The sequence below is a fragment of the Amycolatopsis sp. NPDC004368 genome (assembly GCF_053602515.1).
Map to the genome: position 1 here is coordinate 165,341 of NZ_JBSGDT010000009.1, position 17,196 is coordinate 182,536.

The 17,196-nt window shown below is 73.4% G+C and carries 18 protein-coding genes; 11 read left to right on the top strand and 7 right to left on the bottom strand.

The features are described from left to right. Positions 1 to 10 precede the first annotated feature (10 nt). From ACWEOE_RS16140 to ACWEOE_RS16160, 5 genes are all read left to right on the top strand, one after another. Positions 11 to 2,026: a hypothetical protein gene (locus ACWEOE_RS16140; protein ID WP_452009250.1), complete on the top strand. Its 2,016-nt coding sequence runs from the start codon at positions 11 to 13 to the stop codon at positions 2,024 to 2,026. 55 nt (positions 2,027 to 2,081) lie between these two features. Further along, positions 2,082 to 2,657: a TetR/AcrR family transcriptional regulator gene (locus ACWEOE_RS16145; RefSeq protein ID WP_452009252.1), complete on the top strand. Its 576-nt coding sequence runs from the start codon at positions 2,082 to 2,084 to the stop codon at positions 2,655 to 2,657. Between the two features lie 78 nt (positions 2,658 to 2,735). Then, positions 2,736 to 3,332: a TetR/AcrR family transcriptional regulator gene (locus ACWEOE_RS16150; protein ID WP_452009255.1), complete on the top strand. Its 597-nt coding sequence runs from the start codon at positions 2,736 to 2,738 to the stop codon at positions 3,330 to 3,332. Between the two features lie 224 nt (positions 3,333 to 3,556). After that, complete coding sequence (locus ACWEOE_RS16155) at positions 3,557 to 3,907, top strand: hypothetical protein (RefSeq protein WP_452009257.1); 351 nt, start codon at positions 3,557 to 3,559, stop codon at positions 3,905 to 3,907. Positions 3,908 to 3,918: 11 nt separating this feature from the next. After that, positions 3,919 to 4,572 carry a phosphate signaling complex PhoU family protein gene (locus tag ACWEOE_RS16160; RefSeq protein WP_452009259.1) on the top strand — a complete coding sequence of 218 codons (654 nt, stop codon included), beginning with the start codon at positions 3,919 to 3,921 and terminating at the stop codon, positions 4,570 to 4,572. A gap of 27 nt (positions 4,573 to 4,599) precedes the next feature. Here the strand turns inward: ACWEOE_RS16160 and ACWEOE_RS16165 are convergent, their stop codons facing one another. Then, positions 4,600 to 5,742 carry a serine hydrolase domain-containing protein gene (locus tag ACWEOE_RS16165; RefSeq protein ID WP_452009262.1) on the bottom strand — a complete coding sequence of 381 codons (1,143 nt, stop codon included), beginning with the start codon at positions 5,740 to 5,742 and terminating at the stop codon, positions 4,600 to 4,602. Positions 5,743 to 6,399: 657 nt separating this feature from the next. Between ACWEOE_RS16165 and ACWEOE_RS16170 the strand changes: the two genes are divergently transcribed. Then, positions 6,400 to 6,657 (top strand): alpha/beta fold hydrolase, encoded by a 258-nt coding sequence (locus ACWEOE_RS16170; protein ID WP_452009265.1) that lies wholly within the window; start codon positions 6,400 to 6,402, stop codon positions 6,655 to 6,657. On the opposite strand, the gene ACWEOE_RS16175 is transcribed toward ACWEOE_RS16170, so the two are convergent. Both ACWEOE_RS16175 and ACWEOE_RS16180 read right to left on the bottom strand, forming a co-directional pair. Next, positions 6,611 to 7,111 carry a hypothetical protein gene (locus tag ACWEOE_RS16175; protein ID WP_452009268.1) on the bottom strand — a complete coding sequence of 167 codons (501 nt, stop codon included), beginning with the start codon at positions 7,109 to 7,111 and terminating at the stop codon, positions 6,611 to 6,613. The genes ACWEOE_RS16170 and ACWEOE_RS16175 overlap by 47 nt on opposite strands. Positions 7,112 to 7,241: 130 nt before the next feature. Next, positions 7,242 to 7,622 carry a hypothetical protein gene (locus tag ACWEOE_RS16180; protein WP_452009271.1) on the bottom strand — a complete coding sequence of 127 codons (381 nt, stop codon included), beginning with the start codon at positions 7,620 to 7,622 and terminating at the stop codon, positions 7,242 to 7,244. Here ACWEOE_RS16180 and ACWEOE_RS16185 point away from each other — a divergent pair. Beyond that, positions 7,615 to 8,289 carry a hypothetical protein gene (locus ACWEOE_RS16185; protein ID WP_452009274.1) on the top strand — a complete coding sequence of 225 codons (675 nt, stop codon included), beginning with the start codon at positions 7,615 to 7,617 and terminating at the stop codon, positions 8,287 to 8,289. The two genes, ACWEOE_RS16180 and ACWEOE_RS16185, sit on opposite strands and share 8 nt — an antisense overlap. A gap of 4 nt (positions 8,290 to 8,293) precedes the next feature. Continuing rightward, positions 8,294 to 9,433 (top strand): hypothetical protein, encoded by a 1,140-nt coding sequence (locus tag ACWEOE_RS16190; protein WP_452009276.1) that lies wholly within the window; start codon positions 8,294 to 8,296, stop codon positions 9,431 to 9,433. Here ACWEOE_RS16190 and ACWEOE_RS16195 read toward each other — a convergent pair. After that, a complete protein-coding gene (locus ACWEOE_RS16195) occupies positions 9,351 to 10,343 on the bottom strand; it encodes a DMT family transporter (RefSeq protein WP_452009278.1) in 993 nt (330 codons plus the stop codon). The two genes, ACWEOE_RS16190 and ACWEOE_RS16195, sit on opposite strands and share 83 nt — an antisense overlap. A 73-nt stretch (positions 10,344 to 10,416) precedes the next feature. On the opposite strand from ACWEOE_RS16195, the gene ACWEOE_RS16200 reads away from it, so the two are divergent. Beyond that, entirely contained in the window at positions 10,417 to 11,337 is a 921-nt protein-coding gene (locus ACWEOE_RS16200) for a LysR substrate-binding domain-containing protein (protein ID WP_452009280.1), read from the top strand. Between the two features lie 404 nt (positions 11,338 to 11,741). Here the strand turns inward: ACWEOE_RS16200 and ACWEOE_RS16205 are convergent, their stop codons facing one another. Together ACWEOE_RS16205 and ACWEOE_RS16210 are read right to left on the bottom strand one after the other, a co-directional pair. Beyond that, entirely contained in the window at positions 11,742 to 11,882 is a 141-nt protein-coding gene (locus ACWEOE_RS16205) for a hypothetical protein (RefSeq protein WP_452009283.1), read from the bottom strand. After that, the gene (locus tag ACWEOE_RS16210; protein ID WP_452009286.1) at positions 11,882 to 12,106 is read right to left on the bottom strand and encodes a hypothetical protein; all 225 of its coding nucleotides are present in this window, start codon (positions 12,104 to 12,106) and stop codon (positions 11,882 to 11,884) included. The genes ACWEOE_RS16205 and ACWEOE_RS16210 overlap by 1 nt, the downstream gene beginning before the upstream one ends. On the opposite strand from ACWEOE_RS16210, the gene ACWEOE_RS16215 reads away from it, so the two are divergent. After that, positions 12,083 to 12,598 (top strand): TetR/AcrR family transcriptional regulator C-terminal domain-containing protein, encoded by a 516-nt coding sequence (locus tag ACWEOE_RS16215; protein WP_452009289.1) that lies wholly within the window; start codon positions 12,083 to 12,085, stop codon positions 12,596 to 12,598. The two genes, ACWEOE_RS16210 and ACWEOE_RS16215, sit on opposite strands and share 24 nt — an antisense overlap. Positions 12,599 to 12,601: 3 nt before the next feature. Here ACWEOE_RS16215 and ACWEOE_RS16220 read toward each other — a convergent pair whose 3' ends face one another. Continuing rightward, positions 12,602 to 14,905 carry an ATP-binding protein gene (locus ACWEOE_RS16220; RefSeq protein WP_452009291.1) on the bottom strand — a complete coding sequence of 768 codons (2,304 nt, stop codon included), beginning with the start codon at positions 14,903 to 14,905 and terminating at the stop codon, positions 12,602 to 12,604. Positions 14,906 to 15,493: 588 nt separating this feature from the next. Here ACWEOE_RS16220 and ACWEOE_RS16225 point away from each other — a divergent pair. Next, complete coding sequence (locus tag ACWEOE_RS16225; protein ID WP_452009294.1) at positions 15,494 to 17,062, top strand: phosphodiester glycosidase family protein; 1,569 nt, start codon at positions 15,494 to 15,496, stop codon at positions 17,060 to 17,062. Positions 17,063 to 17,196: the final 134 nt, after the last annotated feature.

The following is a 17,196-nucleotide window of genomic DNA, read 5'->3' on the forward strand; positions in this document are numbered from 1 at the left end:
GAGTACGCCAGTGAAACCGAACGCCACGGGTGACACCACCCTCGCCAAGCGGGTGGCTTCGCTCGACGACGCCGTGCAGGCCATGGCCGAGACCCGCGAGTTCGGCAAGCACACCAAGCTGCGCCGAGTCCTCGAAGCCCTGCGGCGCGTGCTGCTGCAGCCCGGCGGAGCGGCCGCGGTGCAGGCGCGCGCCCAGGCCATCGAGGAAGCCGGGCTGTACCTGGGTACCGACTGGGCCTCGCCGGAGATCCTGCTGCCGGCGCTGGTCGGACCCGGGCTGCACAGTGGGGAAGCGGACACGGTCGTGATCGAGGCGGCCAGCGAGCTGCGGCTGCTCGCGGTGGCGCTGGGGGAGTACTGCCACCCGACGCTGTCCGCGGACGACGCGCGCTCGTTCCTCTCGCAGGTGCTCGCGATGAACCTGGAGCTGCTGTTCACCCCGCCGACCGAGGCCGAACGCGCGCACGAGGGCCGCACCGCGCAGCTCATCCGCGCGCTGTTCCGCCACGTCGCCGACGGCATCGGCTACGCCAGCGTGCTCGACAAGCTGGTGGAGGAGATCTGGCGGATCCTGCGCCAGCGCCCGATCCAGGTCGAGCAGGTGCAGTCGCTGATCACGCGGATCGCGGTCTACCGCGGCGATCCCGAGGTGGATCTGGGCCCGAACTCGGGCCAGGGGCTCGACCGGCTCATCACGAGCCTGTTCGGCACCACCGAGGCGTGCCGCGAGGACCCGGGGCTCGAGGTGTTCCGCTCCCGACTCGAGGCGATGGACGCCGGCGGCCTGCAGTACGAGGCGAGCGGGTTCGCCCGCGCGATGCACGACACCGGGCTGGTTTCCCCCTACCACGCGGAGCTCCTGCGGATCGTGCGCCACGAAGGCGACTACCTCGTCGCCGAGGCGCTCGGGTTGTCGGAGACCGGGCGCAACTGCCTGCTGCGCTACCGCGACCTCGTCCACGCGCTCATCGAGGAGGCCGTGCGCCCGGAGACCGCGCAGTGCGTCTACGGTCTCGCGCTGCTGCTCGACCGCGGCATCCTGCACGAGCCCCCGGTGGTGCCGGCGCTGTGGCGGCAGCTGGGGCTGAGCCTCGGCCCGGCCGCGCGCGAACGGCTGGTGACCGTGTTCGGCCCCGAACCCGACGCGAAGGCGCGGCTGACGGCCGGTGTGCTGTCGATGCTGGGCCTGCCGCTGGGCGTCGGGCAGGGCGACAACCCCACGTGCCAGTCGGCCCGTGCCCTGTCGATGTGGGCGGCCAACGACCCGGATTACCTGTTGCAGATGGTGGTCTGGGCCGCGCGCGACGACGAGGTCACCATGCACTTCGAGGGCCGGCCGATCTCGTCGCGCGAGAGCGAGGGCGGCGTCGCGGGCAAGCTGCCCGTGGACCTCGACCCGGTGTCGCTGCTCGTGGTGCCCCACCTCGACCGCATCTACGCCGAGATGGGCCGCCGCTGCGCCGGGCGCCCCGGCGACCCGCACCGCTGGGTCAACCCGGAGTTCCACGGCTGGTGGGCGTTTCGCGGGTTCCACATCAACGTCGACGTCGCCACCGGGAAGATCATCGACCTCGACGAGTTCCTGCGGCAGTTCCACGCGAGCTACCACCCGGCGTTCAACGGCGACCAGCCGCTGATCCACCCGCAGCCGGCCGGCGTCGCCGTGACCGACAGCGCGGCCCGCTACGTCGGCTGGCACGCGATCACCATCCTGCGGGTCGCGCCGGACCCGCAGGATGTGATGCGCGTGTACTTCTTCAACCCCAACAACGACAGCGGCCAGGACTGGGGCGACGGCGTGGTCGTGTCCACCGCGGGCAACGGCGAGCGCTTCGGCGAGGCGTCGCTGCCGTTCGACCAGTTCGCCTCGCGCCTCTACCTCTTCCACGTCGACCCGCTCGAACACGGCGAACCGGAAAAGGTGCCCGCCGAGGACGTCGCGCGGATCGTGGGTTACCTCGAACGCAGCTGGGGCGCCGACCGGCTGGCGCCGGAGAGCCTCCAGGCCGAGCCCCCGCCACACTGAGCCCGTGGCATCATGGGCAGCCGGAACGGTGTTCCGCCTGTGGAGGGGACCTGTGGTGAACGAGGAACGCACCGGGCGCACGAAGCGCGCGGACGCGCGGCGCAACGAGGAGTCGCTGCTCAGCGCCGCGGCCACCGTGTTCGTCGCGTCCGGGGTCGACGCGCCGGTGCGCGACATCGCCGCCGAGGCGGGGGTCGGGATGGGCACGATCTACCGCCACTTCCCGACGCGGGCGGACCTGATCGTCGCCGTGTACCGGCACCAGATCGAGGCGTGCGTCCAGGCCGGGCCGCGGTTGCTGGCCGAGGGACCGACGCCGCACGCCGCGCTGGGCCGCTGGATCGAGCTGTTCGTCGACTTCCTCGTGACCAAACACGGGCTCGCCGGCGCGATGCGGTCGGACGAGGCCGGGTTCGAGGCGCTGCACTCGCTGTTCCTCGACCGGCTCCTGCCGGTGTGCGCGCGGCTGCTCGCCGCGGCGGCCGAGGCCGGCGAGATCCGCGCCGACGTCGAGGCGTACGAGCTGATGCGCGGTGTCGGCAACCTGTGCATCGGCGCGGAGGACGACACCCGCTACGACGCCCGCCGCCTGGTGTCCCTGCTGATCACGGGGCTGCGGCTGTCCGGGTGATCCGCACCGGGTGGCCCGGCCCGCCGCCCGGCGCTACACTCCGCGCGGCCCGGATCCGGCAGCCGCGGAAAGGTGCAGATGACTGCGTCGACGACGATCCCGCACCGGGAAAAGCTGCTGCGCGAAGGCATGCGGCGGCTGTACGTCCACGGCTTCCACGGCACCACGATCGACGCGATCCTCGAGGGCGCCGGCGTGCCGAAAGGCTCGTTCTACCACCACTTCGGCTCGAAGGAAGCGTTCGCGAAGCAGGTGCTCGCGCGCTACGCGCAGTTCCAGCTCGACCAGCTGGGCGAGTGGGCGGGCCGCGCGGACCTCACCACGCCGGCCGTGCTGTCCGGCTACTTCCGCGCGATGGCCGACCGGTTCACCGCCTCCGGCCACCGCGACGCCTGCCTGGCGGGCAAGCTCGCCACCGAGCTGTGCGCGGAGCACGCGGCGTTCCGCGAGCAGCTGGCGGAGGACTTCCGTGTCTGGAAAGGACGGATCGCCGAGCTGCTGCGGCAGGGGCAGCGCCGCGGTGACGTGCGGGCCGACCAGCCGGCCGAGGCGCTCGCCGACGCCGTGCTCGCCTTGCTGCAGGGGGCTTTTGTCGTCGCGCTGGCGTCGCACGAGGACACTTCGCTGACCTCGGTGGCCACGGCGCTGGAGCTGCTGGTCGCCGTTCCGGGCTAATCCAGTCCTTTGTGGACACGCGCAAGGCGAGGGTGGTGAGGTACCGACGTCCACGGGCTCGATCGGGAACCTGGGTGGCGGAACGGATCGGCCGTCGAGCCCGGTGCGGTCGCTGCCCGCCCTCCTGCCCCGGGAGCGTGCACCGGGCCTGTGACCAGCTGCGACGCGCCGGTGGACCAGGGTCGTGAAGGAGCAGGGCGCGGATGCGCCTACGCTCTGGGGTCATGGCGGATCGCGCGCTGTGCCTGGAGCCACTGGAGCTGTCCGGGCGGGAACGGTCGGTCCTGCGGAGCGTCGCGGTCCGTGGGGCGAGGTCGTCGTTGTTCTGCGAGCTCGAGGCGGGACACGGCCAGGAGCACGTCGCGGGCGTCCGCGGCGACGCCGAAGGCGGTCCACGGTGGTGGTTGCGCTGGTGGCCCGGCCGGCGCGTGCTGGAGGCGCGCGCCGAATGCGGCGCACTGGCCGACGACGGCGCCGTGTGCCGCGTGCCCGCCGGTCACGAGGGCGGCCATCCCCCGGCAGACGTCGAGGTCGAGGAACTGGCCGATACAGCGGGCTTCGCCGGACCTCGGTAGACTCGCGCTTCATGCGCGAAGGTTTCAAGGACGACCTCCACCGGCTCGACGACCGGCTCGCCACCATGGGCGACGCCGCCGCCGAGGCGATGCGCTCGGCGACGCGGGCGTTGCTGACCACCGACCTCGCGCTCGCCGAGCAGGTCATCGGCGCCGACTCCGCCCTCGACGACCTGCGCGCCGAGTGCGAGGAAGAGGCGTACTCGCTGCTCGCCCTCCAGGCTCCCGTCGCCGGCGACCTGCGCGGGGTGCTCGCGGTCGTGTACTGCGCCGAGAAGATCGAGCGCATGGGCGACCTCGCCGCGCACATCGCGAGCACCGTCCGCCGCAGCCACCCGGCGCGCACCGTGCCCGCCGAGCTGGAGCCCGTGTTCAGCGAGCTCGGCGACGTCACCGCCCGCATGGCCGACCGCGTCGGCCAGTTCATCCGCGGCGGCGGCGTCGAGGGCGGCTACGCGGAGCTCAGCCGCTCCGACGAAACCGTCGACGCCCTCCACGCCCGCGTGCTCACGACCATCACGTCGACCACGTGGACCCACGGTCAGCGCCCCGCCGTGGCGGCCACCTTGCTCACCCGCTTCTACGAACGCTTCGCCGACCAGACCGTGTCGGTCGCCAAGCGCCTGGAGTTCGCGGCGACGGGGGCTCTGCCGGATCCCCGGTGACCCGGTCTGTGCACTTCGGACAGACGCTCACCCCAGGCACTTCCGCACCGCATCGACGAGGTTCGACGCGCGGGCGTCGCCGTGGCCGATCATGCGGTTGGTGACGTAGGCGAAGGCCAGGGAGTGCTCGTCGTCGCCGAAGGAGAACTGGCCGCCGGCGCCGTCGTTGCCGAGGCTGCGTGGGCCGAGCATGCGGCGGAACGGCGAGTCGAGCAGGAAACCGGAGCCCCAACGAGCGCCGGCGTCGAAGCCGAACCAGTCGGGGCCCGCGGAGAGTTCGCGGGTGGCGTCGGTGACGGTGTCCGCCGACAGCAGGCGCGGGGTCCCGTCGAGGCCCGTGACGGCGGCGGCGTAGACGCCCGCGAGCCCGGTTGCCGACGCGGTCGCCCCCGCACCCGGCAGCTCCATCGAGAGCAGCGCCGGGTCGTTCCAGCCGTGGGGTTCGTCGAGGCCGGGGAACACGAGAGCGCCGTTCATGGTCACGATCCGCGTCAGGATGTGCTCCGGCGGCGGCATCGGCGGGCGGCCCTCGGCCTCCGACAGCCGGGCTCGAGCCGCGAGCTCGGCCGGCGGCAGCGCGAGCCATGCGCGCAACCCGAGCGGATCGCCGACGGCCGAGCGGAAGTACGCCCCCGGCGTCGAACCGGTCACGAGCCGCACGAGCTCGCCGAGCAGGAAGCCGAACACGTGACCGTGGTAGGCGTAGGCGGAATCGGGATCCCACAACGTTTTCTGCGCTTCGATCGCCCGGATAACCGGCGTCCACCGCGCGATCTCCACGAACGGCACGGTCTCGTCGAGCACCGGCAGTCCCGCGCGGTGCGCGAGCACCATCCGCGGGGTGATGCCGGCCTTTCCCCTCGCCGCGAACTCGGGCCAGTACCGGGAGACGGGCGCGTCGAGGTCCAGCCGTCCCTCCTGCGCGAGCAGGTGCATGCACAGGCTCACGATTGCCTTGGCGCACGAGAAAACCGGCACCACCGTGTCGCGCTCCCACGCCCGCCCGCCGGCCTCGTCCGCGACGCCGCCCCACAGCTCCACGACCTTGCGACCGCCCGAGAACACCGTCACGGCGGCACCCAGCTCGGGGAACTCGGCGAAGTTGCGCGCGAACGCGTCGGCGACGGCGCCGAACCGTTCGTCGGCCTCCCCGTGATGGTCCGTGGTCACTTTCGGCGCTCCTTCGTGTTCGATGCCGACGCGCACGCTACGGTCCGCGTCCCCGCCCGGCCACCGAATTTGCCGCCGTGCCAGGATCCACGCGCACCGACCTTCGCGGCGCCGGACGGGGCCACCCTCGCCTACCGCGTGCGCGGCTCGGGCGCCCCGTCGTCTGCCTGCCGGGCGGCCCGATGCGCGACGCGGCCTACCTCGGCGACTCGGGGGACCGACCGCGCACCGGCGCTTCCGCCGCGTCGGCCGACCCGGAGACGTCCCGCAGGTCGGCGACGTCGAGGCCCCTGCGCGAGCACCTCGGCCTCGACCGGCTCGACCTGCTCGGCCGCTCCGCGGGCGCGAGCCTCGCGCTGCACTGCGCGTCCGCGCACCCCGGTTGCATCGGCCGGCTCGCTCTGGTGGCGCCGAGTGCCCAGTCCGTCGGCGACCACCTCGCGCCCGACGGACGGCGGCGCGCGATCGCGCCCCGCGCTGCCGAACCCTGGCACGCGGCGGCCTACGAAGCCGTCGCCGCCGGCCGCGCCACGCGCGCCGACTGGACCGCGCTCGCCCCGATGTTCTACGGCCGCTGGGACGACACCGCGAAAGCCCACCACGCAAGGGAAGCCGCGCAGCGTCACCCCCAGGCCGCTCGGCACTACAACTCCGCGGGTGTGTGCCGCCCCGGTCGCCGTCACCGCCTCGGTCCTCGTGCTCGCCGGCGAACTCGACTGGATCACCCCGCCCGAGGTCGCGGCCACCATGGCCGCGCTCTTCCCGGCCGGGCCCGCCGTGCGCCGGCCCGGCGCGAGCCACCACCCGTGGGGCGACGACCCCGCCGCCATCACCGAGGTCGTCGCGAAGTTCCTGGCCCGACGGGGTTTCAGCGCCGCTTGCGCTTCGCCGCCCGCTGCCACTCCTCTTCCTTGACGCGCAGCCCGAACGCCGTCTTCACCTCCGGCCGTTGCAGCGGCCGGAGCACGGCCTGAGCGAGCAGCAGCCACAGGAAAATGCCGACCGGCGCGCCGGATCCGCCCGCGTCGGTCGTGATCAGGGTGATGAGCCCGCCGACGAGCAGGATCGCGCCGAATCCGAGCTCGACCCCGAACGTCGTCCACCACACCGCGGGCTGTCGCCGGCCGAGCAGCACCGCGCAGACCAGCACGGTCAGCGCCAGCACGGCGTCGAGCGTGGCCAGCGCGAGGACCCCGCCCAGGCCATCGGTGTCGTCGAGGCTGCTCACGAGGACCCAGACGAACACCGACAGCGCGAGGTAGAGCGTGGCCTGCGCCCCCATGGCCCACCGCGCCGAGGTGATCGCGCGGCGCACGTCCTGCTCGTCGTACGGGTTCTGCTCGAAGGAAACGGGAATCGGGTCGGACACGGCGGGACCACCTTTGCGAGGGATGTCCGCCGACCCGGCATGGGCCTTCGTCATCAGCCGGGTCGGCGGCGGGAACCGGGCCACACCACCACATCCGCGCGGGAGGGGTCCCGGCATCCGGCTCAGCCGGCTACTGGTCGGTGGTCTTGCTGCACGTCACCGGCTTGCCGGGTGCGGGCGAAGTCGCCTTGGCCAGCTCCTTCTGCTTGTCCAGCAGGATCCGGCAGGTCAGCGTGAAGCTGCCGGTCGGCGTGGCGGTGACGCTGGCTTCGCGGCCCGCGCTGATGATCACGTCCTGCTTCCACGGCAGCCCGAGCGGGCCGGTGAGCTGGTGCTGCGTCGAGTCGTCCTGGTAGCGGTCGACCGACTGCGAGTAGGTGATCCCGCTCGTCGTCCCGCCGCCGGTCACCTCGTAGCTGATGGCCCACGACTTCCCGGTCGGGTTGGTGCACGCGACGAGACCGAGCAAAGCGGTCAGCGCGACCGCCGCGGAGAGTGCCTTCTTGATCACGCGGCGACTGTACTGGGTGTCCGGTTCGCCCGCCGCGCACGCGAAGGGCAGGATCGGGGGCATGACGGCGTTGACGACAACCAGGCGATCCCTCCACGGCGTGGCCGAGCTGCTGCTGGCCGGCCCCCAGTTCCGCACGTCGGAGCGGATCGAGCTGCGGGTGGCGGGTGCGGGCTTCGCGACGATCGCCGCCCCCGAGCTGGCGGTCGAAGGGATCCGGCTGATCGGGCGTTCGGGGGCAGTCGAGCTGCCCGGGCGCACTTACCGCGAGGTGGCCGCCGAGATCGGGGTCGAGCCGAGCGACCTCGCCGACGTCTACACCGACGGTCCGGCCGTGCGCGCCGACGAGACCATCGACCTCGACGGCGAGGCGGTTGCCACCCTGATGTCCGCGTTCGTCGCCGGCGACCGGGCGCTGCGGGCGCTCGCGCCGGCCGAGACGCCGGTGCTGTGGCCCGAGCACTTCGACGTGGCGATCACGCTGGAAGCGGTCAACTACGGCGTCTCACCCGGCGACGGGTTCCTGCCCGAGCCCTACGCCTATGTCGGTCCGCACGAGCCGAGGGAGGGTGAGTTCTTCAACGCGCCCTTCGGAGCGGCGCGACCCGTGCGGGAGCTCGACGACCTCCTGGCGTTCTTCCGTGAAGGCCGGGAGCTCACGCGGTGAACCCGTGTCGCTGACCTCCGAGCTCGCCGATCCGGCCAGTGTCCTGACGAAGTGGTGCGCCCGGGTGTTCACCGGCACGCCCGCCGTGGCGGCGCAGGTCGAGGCGGCCGTGCAGGACGTGCGGCCGGTCCGCCCGGCCACCCGCGACGTTTCGCGCCGGCACTGGGCCGAGATCGGAGGCGCGTTCGGGCAGCGCGTGGCGGACCTCGTGCAGCCGGCGCCGCCGTACTACGCGCTGCTCGGGCTCGTCGCGGCCCAGTGGGCCACGGGGGCGTGGGCGCACCGGCAGGCCGCCGGGTACCCGACGCACCGCGGTCTGCCCGCCGAGTTCCGCGCCCGCGCCCTCGGCGTGCGGCCGGCCGCGACGACGTGGCTTGATCTCGGTGACCAGCTGGGCCGCGCGGTGGCCGAGCCGGCGCCGTGGGTCGCCGACGCGTGGACGGAGTTCTTCGCCCGCGCCCGCGCGTACTCCGAGCGCCACGCGCCGCCGGGCACGCTCGGCCCGCCGGGGGTGGAGGCCGGGCTGGCCCGGACGAACTGGGTGGTCTCGGCGTGTGAGGACGTCTACCGCTCGGGCGCGATCGACCCGGCGCTGGCGCGGATCGTCGACGGCGGCGGGGCGAGCGTCGACGGGCTGCGCGGGCTGGCGTCCGAAGCCCAGGTCTCGGAGCTGGCGGAGATCGCGAAGCGGCTGCACGAGCGCGGGGCGCTGTGGGAGCTGCGCCGCAGGGGCGGGAACCCACCCGAAGGCGAGCAGCTCGGCATCGCCGGGCCGACGATCGTGCCGGGCTGGGCCGACGGCGACGTGCTGCTGGGCGCCATCGATCCGGCCGGGGGGATCGGCGAGGGCAGCGCGACGCTGCTCGACGTGAAGACCGTGGTCGGCGTGCGCGATCCCGACCGCGTCGGCCGCTGGCTGTGGCAGCTGCTGCTCTACGCGTGGCTCGACGTCGGTGACCTCTACCGGATCCGCGACGTCGGGCTGCTGCTCGCCCGGCACGGCACCGTGGTGACCTGGCCGGTGGAGCAGTTCGAACAGGAGCTGCTCGGCACGGCGGACGTCATCGAGTTCCGCCGCGACGAGGCCCGCGAGCTCGTGGGCGCGATCCTGGCTTCGGCGGGGCTGGCGTTCCCGGAGAGCTGAGCGCCCGCGGCGCGCGGCCGGCCAAACACACCGCGGCCACGACGACGGCACACCCGGCCAGCTGCAGCACGGTCGGGTCCTCGCCGAGCAGCACGATGCCGTAGACCACCGCGCCGATCGGCTGCAGCAGCATGAACACCGATCCCGTCGAGGACGACATGCGCGGCAGCCCGGCGGCGATGAGCAGCCAGCCGACGACCTGGCCCACGAGGGCGAGCGCCACCAGCCAGCCGAACACGGGCCACCCGGGCGTGAAGTCGAGCCGGTGCGTCGGCACCCCCATCACCACGGCGACGGCGCCGGCCGAGACCGTGGCCAGCAGCAGCGAGCGGATCTGCGTGGCCGGTCCGCTGCTGAGCCGGATGAGCAGCAGGTAACCCGAGTAGCCGGCGCCGGCCGCCAGCGCCAGCAGCGCGCCGGTCAACGGGTCGGAGCCGACGGCGCTCTTGCCGAGGAACCCGCCGCTGAGCACGATGCCGACGAGCAGCGCCGGTGCGGTGAGCAGGAACCGGCGGCTCGGGCGTTCGGCCAGGAAGACCAGCGCCAGCACCGGCACGATCACGACCTGCACCCCGAGCAGCACCGTCGCGATCCCGGCGCCGACGCGCGGGATCGATTCGCCCCACAGCACGAAGTCGAGCCCGAGACCCACGCCGCCCAGCAGCGGGAACAGGATTTTCGGCCGCGTGCCGGTGCGCCGCCACTCCCAGTGGGCGAGCCCGGCCAGCACGGGGATCGAGAGCAGGCAGCGCCAGAACGCGCTGGTGGCCCCACTGGCGCCCGACACCTTGATGAACACCGACGACAACGCGATGCAGAGGCTGCCGGCGGCGGCGAGCAGCCGCGGATCGACCCGGTCGGTGAGGACGGTGATCGGCCCGGCCGCCGGGCGAAGCTCGGTCGTGGTCACCCGTCAAGCCTGCGGTGCGCAACTGTCAAGGACAAGCGAATGTTCCTGCGCTGAATTCGGTAGCATCGCTACCGTGTTCAGCCTCGACCGGATGCGCGCCCTGCACGCGGTCTCCCAGCACGGCTCGGTCGCCGCGGCGGCCGCGGCGCTGCACGTGACGCCGTCCGGGGTGTCGCAGCAGCTCGCGAAGCTCGAACGCGAGGCCGGGCAGCCGCTGCTCGAACCCCGCGGCCGCGGCGTGCGGCTCACGCGCGCCGGCCGGGTCCTCGCCGGGCACGCGGGCCGCATCCTGGCCCAGGTCGCGCAGGCGCGGTCGGACCTGGAGCTGCTCAACGAGGACGTGCTCGGCCCCCTGCGCCTAGGCGCCATCGCGACGACCATCCACGCCCTGCTGCCACCCGCCCTCGCCACCCTCGCCGCCCAGCACCCGCGGCTCGAGGTGACCCTGCGCGAGGGTGAAGCCGAACAGACCGTGCCGCAGGTCGTGGCGGGCGAGGTCGACATCGCCGTGGCCGAGAGCTGGGCCGACCGCCCCGTCGTGCTCCCGCCGACGGTCACCGCCACCACCCTGTTCTCCGACGTCGCCGATCTGGCCCTCCCGAGCACCCACCGCCTCGCCCACCGCCGCACCGTCGACCTCTCGGAGGTCGACGACGTGCCGTGGATCGCCTGGACCGCCGGTTCGGGCTGCCACGAATGGCTCCTGCACGTCCTTCGGGCGCAACAGGTGGACCCCCGCATCAGCTGCACCGTCGGCGGCTACCCGACGCAACTCGCGCTCGTCGCGGGTAACGCCGGGGCCGCCCTGGTGCCCCGCCTCGCGCGCGGCACCCCACCCGCCGGCGTCCGCATCCTCACCACGCGCCCCGCCTTGTCGCGCACGATCATCGCGGTCTGCCGCGTGGGGGAAGAGGAACACAGCGGCATCCGCGCGGCGCTCGACGCTCTCGGGGCGGCCTCGGCTCGGTTCACGACCGGGCAGCCGGTGCGGTGAGGGGGCGGCCGCGAGCCACTCGCGGCTGATGAACACCGGCGTGACCGAAACATCCACGTGCGCAAAGCTCTCGGCCACCGATGCCGGGACCGGTGCACCGAAAACGTCCACGGCGACCGCGGCCGGCTCACGCCACGGAAACCGAAGGGGCACCGGTGGGTCCTGCTCGCCGCCTTTCGGGTCCCACGCGACCACCAGCGCACCCCGCCCCGGGCGCTCCACCAAGTAAGCCCGCGTGGGGCCGGCATCGTGCGCACCACGAGCTGCCGGCGGGCGATCCGGTCGCGCAGGGCGTCGAGGGCGGGTGGGCAGCCCTCGAGGAACATCCGCAGGTGTGGGGCAGCTCGGGCCCCCGCGCGCACCGCGGTGCGCGCGGGGGCCTCCTGCGTGGCACGTTCCTGCAATTACTCCGAGCTCTGCGTCGCGGGTGTGTCCGCGAAGGCGGTCAGGAAGGCTTGCTGCAGCGCGGGTTTCAGCCCCGGGTACGCGAACGGTACCGGCCCGCCGTGCTCTCCCGCGACGATCGGCTTGACGTACCCGGCCATCAGCGCGTGCGTTTCCTCCACAGAGGACGGTATCGGTCCCCGTAGAGGTGCAGGTCGAACACGTCGTAGTGTTCCCGCCCGGCCGACACCAGGTGGACGAAGAACCGCCGCGGCTCGCTGTCGGGCTCGCTCGACAGCACGTCGTACCCGCAGCCGCCCAGCATGACCAGCACGGCCGGGTCGGCGCCCTGCACCGCGTCGTGCAGCGCCTTCAGCTGACTCACGTACTCCTCCGCCGACGAAGCGCGAGTACGCGGCCCCCGATCCCGGCCGCTCCGGGCGCGGACTGGCGAGAGGACCTGCGCACCCTTGCCCGCTCGACCCGCGTGATGCAGGGCCGGCACCCGTGGTGCGCCCTGCTCGCCCACACGCGCCCGCCGGCCGGGCCGCACCTCATGCGGCGCCTGGAGTTCATGCTCGCCGTGCTCACCGCGCGCGGGGCGACCCTCGCCGACGCCATGACCTACGCCGCGCTCGTCGACCGCCACGTCCTCGGCAGCGGCGCTCAGGAAGCCGAGGAAGCGCGTTACGAACCCACCGGCGAAGCCTTCGCCGCGGCACTCGCGTCCGTGCGCGACCTCGCCGCCGCCGACCCCGCCGTGCCCCTGCTCACGGCGTGGCTCACGAACCCCGCCGGCCCGCCGCGCGACGCCCCGTTCGACCTGGGCCTCGAGTTCCTGCTCGACGGCATCGCGTCCCGGCTGCCCGAACGCTGACCCTCAGCCACCGCGCCGGCGGGCGAGCCACGGCGGGATCCGGCTGCGCGAGCTGAATCCCAGCTTCCCGAGGATGTGGTCCACATGGGACTCCACTGTCCGCCGGCTGATCACCAGGCGCTGCGCGATCTCCTTGTTCGTCAGCCCCTCGGCGACGAGTTCGGCAACCTCGACCTCGCGGCTGGTCAGCTCCGGCTCGGACGTCCCCCGCGCGACAGGCACCGGCGCCGCCGCGGCGGCCGTCTCGCCGAGCAGGTGCGCCAGCGCCGCGTCGAACCCCGTCGCGGCCTCGGCGCCGCGCTTGAACGCGGTGCGGAAGCGGGCGTCGCCGAGGGCCTCGCGCACGGCGAGCTCACACGACGCGTGCTGGTCGATCATGCGCTGCAGCCCGAGCATCGCCTTACCACCGACGAGGGGCCACATGCGCCTCGCCACGCCGAGCCGTTCGGCGGCCGGCTCCGTGCGGCCGGTGGACGCGGCGGTCCAGGACAACAGTTCCACCGACAGCGCCGCGCCGAGCACGTCGTTGAACAGCCGCGCCGTGCGCAGCCCGCGCAGCAGCCCTTCTTCCGCCGCTTCGTGCTCGCCGAGCAGCCACTGGCCGAGCGAACGCGAGTACAGCAGGTGCGTGCGGGCACGCAGTTCGCCGGAAGTCTCGCTCGCGGCCAGCCCTTCCTCCGCTACCGCCACGGCGGCGCGCGGGTCGCCGCCCCACGCCGCGGACTGGGACACGGTGGCCAGGCTCATGACCTTGATGCTGATGTGTCCCGGGATCGCGGCGAACCGGTCGCTCGCCCCGCGGAACAACTCCGTGGCCGTGCCGAAATCGCCTTCGAGGAAGTGGCACGCCGCCGTCAGCATCTCCGCGTACCCCAATACGACCGGGTCGCCGGCGCGGCGGCCCCAGTCCTCGGCCTCGCGGATGAACGGCCGCGCGGCGGCGGGCTCGCCCATCAGGCAGGCGGCGTACGCGCTGATCCACAACGCCCGCGCGCGAGCGCTGCCGGGCCCGGGGTTCGCGGCCAGCGCGCGGACCAACCACAGCCGTCCTTCGGTGAGGTGCCCGCAGTGCAGCCAGAAGAAGTACAAGGTCACCACGAGGTCGAGGCCGGCGGCGTGCCGGGCGGGGTGGCTCAGGTCGTGGTCGAGCGCGGCGCGCAGGTTGGCCTGGTCGCGCAACACCCTCGCGTACACCTCGACCTGGTCCACGCCGGTGTCCCAGTCCTGCTGCGCGCGCTTGGCGAGGCGGTGGAAGTGGTCGCTGTGCCGGTCGGCCAGCGCCGCTTCGGCCCCCGCGTCGGCGAGTTTCTGCCGCCCGTACTCGCGGATCGTCTGCAACAGGCGGAACCGGGTCGGCGACCGGTCGGGTGCGGTCACCACGATGGACTTGTCCACGAGCGCCGCCACCAAGCCGAGCACATCGCCGGTCTCGATGTCGCCGTCGGGGCAGACCGCCTCGGCCGAGGTGAGGTGGAACCCGCCGGAGAACACCGAAAGCCGTGTCCACAGCACCCGCTGCCGGGGTGTGCACAGCTGGTAGCTCCAGTCGATCGTGCCGGTCAGCGACTTCTGCCGCTGGGGCGCGACGGGGTTGGGGTTGAGCAGCTGGAAGGTGTCGTCGAGCCGGTCGAGCAGCTCGTCGATCGCCAGGGTGCGCAGCCACACGGCGGCCAGCTCGATGGCGAGCGGCAGCCCGTCGAGCCGGCGGCACACCTCGACGACGGTCGACCAGTTGGCGGTGTCGAGCGCGAACCCGCTCGCGACGGCCGTGGCGCGCTCGGTGAACAGCGTCACCGCGTCGAGCCCGACGGCGTCGGCGAGGTCGTGGACCGCGGGAACGGCGAGCGGCGCCACGGGGAACACCCGCTCGCCCTCGACGTTGAGCACGTGCCGGCTGGTGGCGAGGATCCGGAGGTCCGGGGCCGCGGCGAGGAGCTCGCTCGCGAGCCGCGCGCACGCCTCGGCGAGGTGCTCACAGTTGTCGAGCACGAGCAGCAAGCTCTTGTCGCGCAGGTACTCCGCGAGCCGGCCGGTCGGGTCCTCGCCGGCGCCCCGGATGCCGAACGCCGCGCCGACGGTCTGCACGAGCAGCGCGGGATCGTGGAGGTCGCCCAGCTCGATGAGCCAGACCTCGTCGGGGAACGTGTGCGCCACTTCGCCGGCCGCGCGGATCGCCAGCCGCGTCTTGCCGACGCCGCCGGCCCCCGTGAGCGTGACGAGGCGCCCCGCGGAGAGCAGTCTGCGGATCTCGATCAGTTCGCGCTGCCTGCCGATGAAACTGGTCAGCTCGGCGGGCAGCGTCCCCATCGAGACCACCTCCACGCGTTCGGGGTGAGCCTACGTCGCGTGGTCGCGGATGTCAGGTTGTTCCGTTTCATCCGGGCAGCGCCGAACCCCGTACCGCGTCGTGTGCGCCGCGGTACGGGGTTCGGGGGTCGGCTCACTCCGGCGGGGGGTGCCGGTGAACCTCCTTCCGGGGGACGGCGACAGGGGTCTCAAGCAGCCAGATCCGGTGCGGGCGGTCTGGTGTCCGGCGCGGGGGAGCGAAAGGCTTCCCGGTCGCGCCCGGCCGGCTCACAGCCGGGCCGCCACGTCCCCACGTGCGTCCACTGCCGTCCCCACCAGTGGCTGATGAGGACCGTGGACCGGAAGCACACCGGGCACGGCTGGCGAAGCGAGTCGATCGCCATCTCCGAGAACCTCCGTGTCGGTGCCGCTTCGTGTCCTTCGACGATCGCCGACGGACAGTCCCGGCACATCGGAAGTCCTACGGAGAAAGTACGTACGCATCCGGTTCTGCAGAGGTTCACCGGCACTCCAGCCGCCGGACAGGTCCGGGTCGACGGCGCCGGGTGGACTCACCCGGATCTGTTCGAGGCAAGGGAGAAACCCACAGTGTTCACCTCGTCACGCGCTCGGCGCGTGCTCGCGGCAGCCGTTGTCGTCGCCGGTGCGGCGGCGGTGCTCACGCCGGCCGCCGACGCGTCGGTGCCCGGTCCCGCCGGCTACACCTGGACCACCGACTCGGTCGCGCCGGGCGTCACCGTGCGCACCGGTGTGCTGAGCCGCTCGGCCCACCCTCCGATCTGGACGGTCACGATCACCGCGCCGGCCAAGAACGTGCTCACCGGCGCCGCCACGACGGCCGAGCTCGGCACGGCGGCGTGGGCGCGCGACACCGTCGCCGAGCTCGCGGCGGCCGGTTACCCGGCGCGGCAGGACACGATCCGCTGGCCCGGGTTCTCCGACACCCCGCACGGGGTCGAGGGGGTTCGCGTGCGCACCGGTTCGTACGCCACGCAGGCGGCGGCCACCGCGGCCGCGACGGCGCTCAAGGCGGCCGGGTTCACCGCCGTCGCCGAGTGGACGGGCTACGACGCCGACCAGGCACCCGATGCCGAGCGCGTGCACGTCGCGGTGATCGACCACAACCGGTTCCACGGCACCATCGAGGCCACGCACGACGGCACGGTCGCGCAGCGCGAGACCACGTCGTCGATCGCGGCGAAGACGGGTGCCCTCGTCGCCGTGAACGGCGGCTTCTTCGTGACCGCCGACGCCGACGGATTCCAGGGTGTGCCCGCCGGGCTCGCCGCGTACGACGGCAAGCTCGAGTCGCAGTCGTCGGGCGCCCGCGCGGCGCTCGTGCTCGGCCGCCGCGGTGACGTGTCCATCGAGAACCTGACGTCCACGGTCACCGTGCGCTCCGGCTCGGCGTCGCACGCGGTCGAAGGCGTGAACCGCAAGCCCGGTGTGGTGCGCGACTGCGGACGCCCCGGCTTCACCCCGACCACGCGGCCGCGGCAGGACTTCACCTGCACCAGCGCCGACGACCTCGTGCTCTTCACCGCCGAGTTCGGCGCCGCCCTGCCGACCGGCGCGGGCACGCAGGTCACGCTCGACCGCGGCGGCCGCGTGCTGACCGTCGGCGCGCGCGGCGGAGCGGTGCCCACCGGTGGTTCGGCCGTGCAGGGCATCGGCCCGGCCGCCGGCTGGCTCGCGGCCCACGCCGTGGCCGGTCACCGGCTCGACGTCGACGAGCGCGTGCGCACCGCGTCGGGACGCCCGGTCGATCTGCGCGCGGGCGACGGCATCGTCAGTGCGGCGCCAGTGCTGCTGCGCCACGGCCGCGAGGCCATCGACGCTGCCACGGAAGGCGTGCTCGACCCCAAGGACCTGTCGTTCGGGTACGCGTGGGCCGAGCAGCGTCAGCCGCGCACGATGGCGGGTCTCGACGCGCGCGGCGATCTGCTGCTCGTGACGGTCGACGGCCGCCAGCCGGGGGTGAGCGAAGGCATGACGATCGAGGAGGGCGCGCAGCTGATGCGCAGCCTCGGCGCGGTCGACGCGCTCAACCTCGACGGCGGCGGGTCCACCGCCATGGCCGTGGCCGGGCGGCTCGTGAACCACCCGTCCGACGCCACGGGCGAGCGCCCGATCGGCGACGCCGTGCTCGTGCGCTGAGGCGTCCGCCTGGGCGCGGCCACCCGGATCGGTCGCGCCCAGCCGAGCCCTTCCGCGCGGCGACATCGATGTCATCGTGGACGATTCTTGTCTCACTTGTCGTCTTGACGGGCGGGTGCGTGCCCGGGAAGCTT

Excerpts from the sequence above, each read along its gene's own strand:
- ACWEOE_RS16150 (WP_452009255.1), top strand. The coding sequence starts at position 2,736 with ATGACTGCGTCGACGACGATCCCGCACCGGGAAAAGCTGCTGCGCGAA.
- ACWEOE_RS16155 (WP_452009257.1), top strand. The coding sequence starts at position 3,557 with ATGGCGGATCGCGCGCTGTGCCTGGAGCCACTGGAGCTGTCCGGGCGG.
- ACWEOE_RS16160 (WP_452009259.1), top strand. The coding sequence starts at position 3,919 with ATGCGCGAAGGTTTCAAGGACGACCTCCACCGGCTCGACGACCGGCTC.
- ACWEOE_RS16205 (WP_452009283.1), bottom strand. The coding sequence starts at position 11,882 with ATGGCCGGGTACGTCAAGCCGATCGTCGCGGGAGAGCACGGCGGGCCG.
- ACWEOE_RS16220 (WP_452009291.1), bottom strand. The coding sequence starts at position 14,905 with ATGGGGACGCTGCCCGCCGAGCTGACCAGTTTCATCGGCAGGCAGCGC.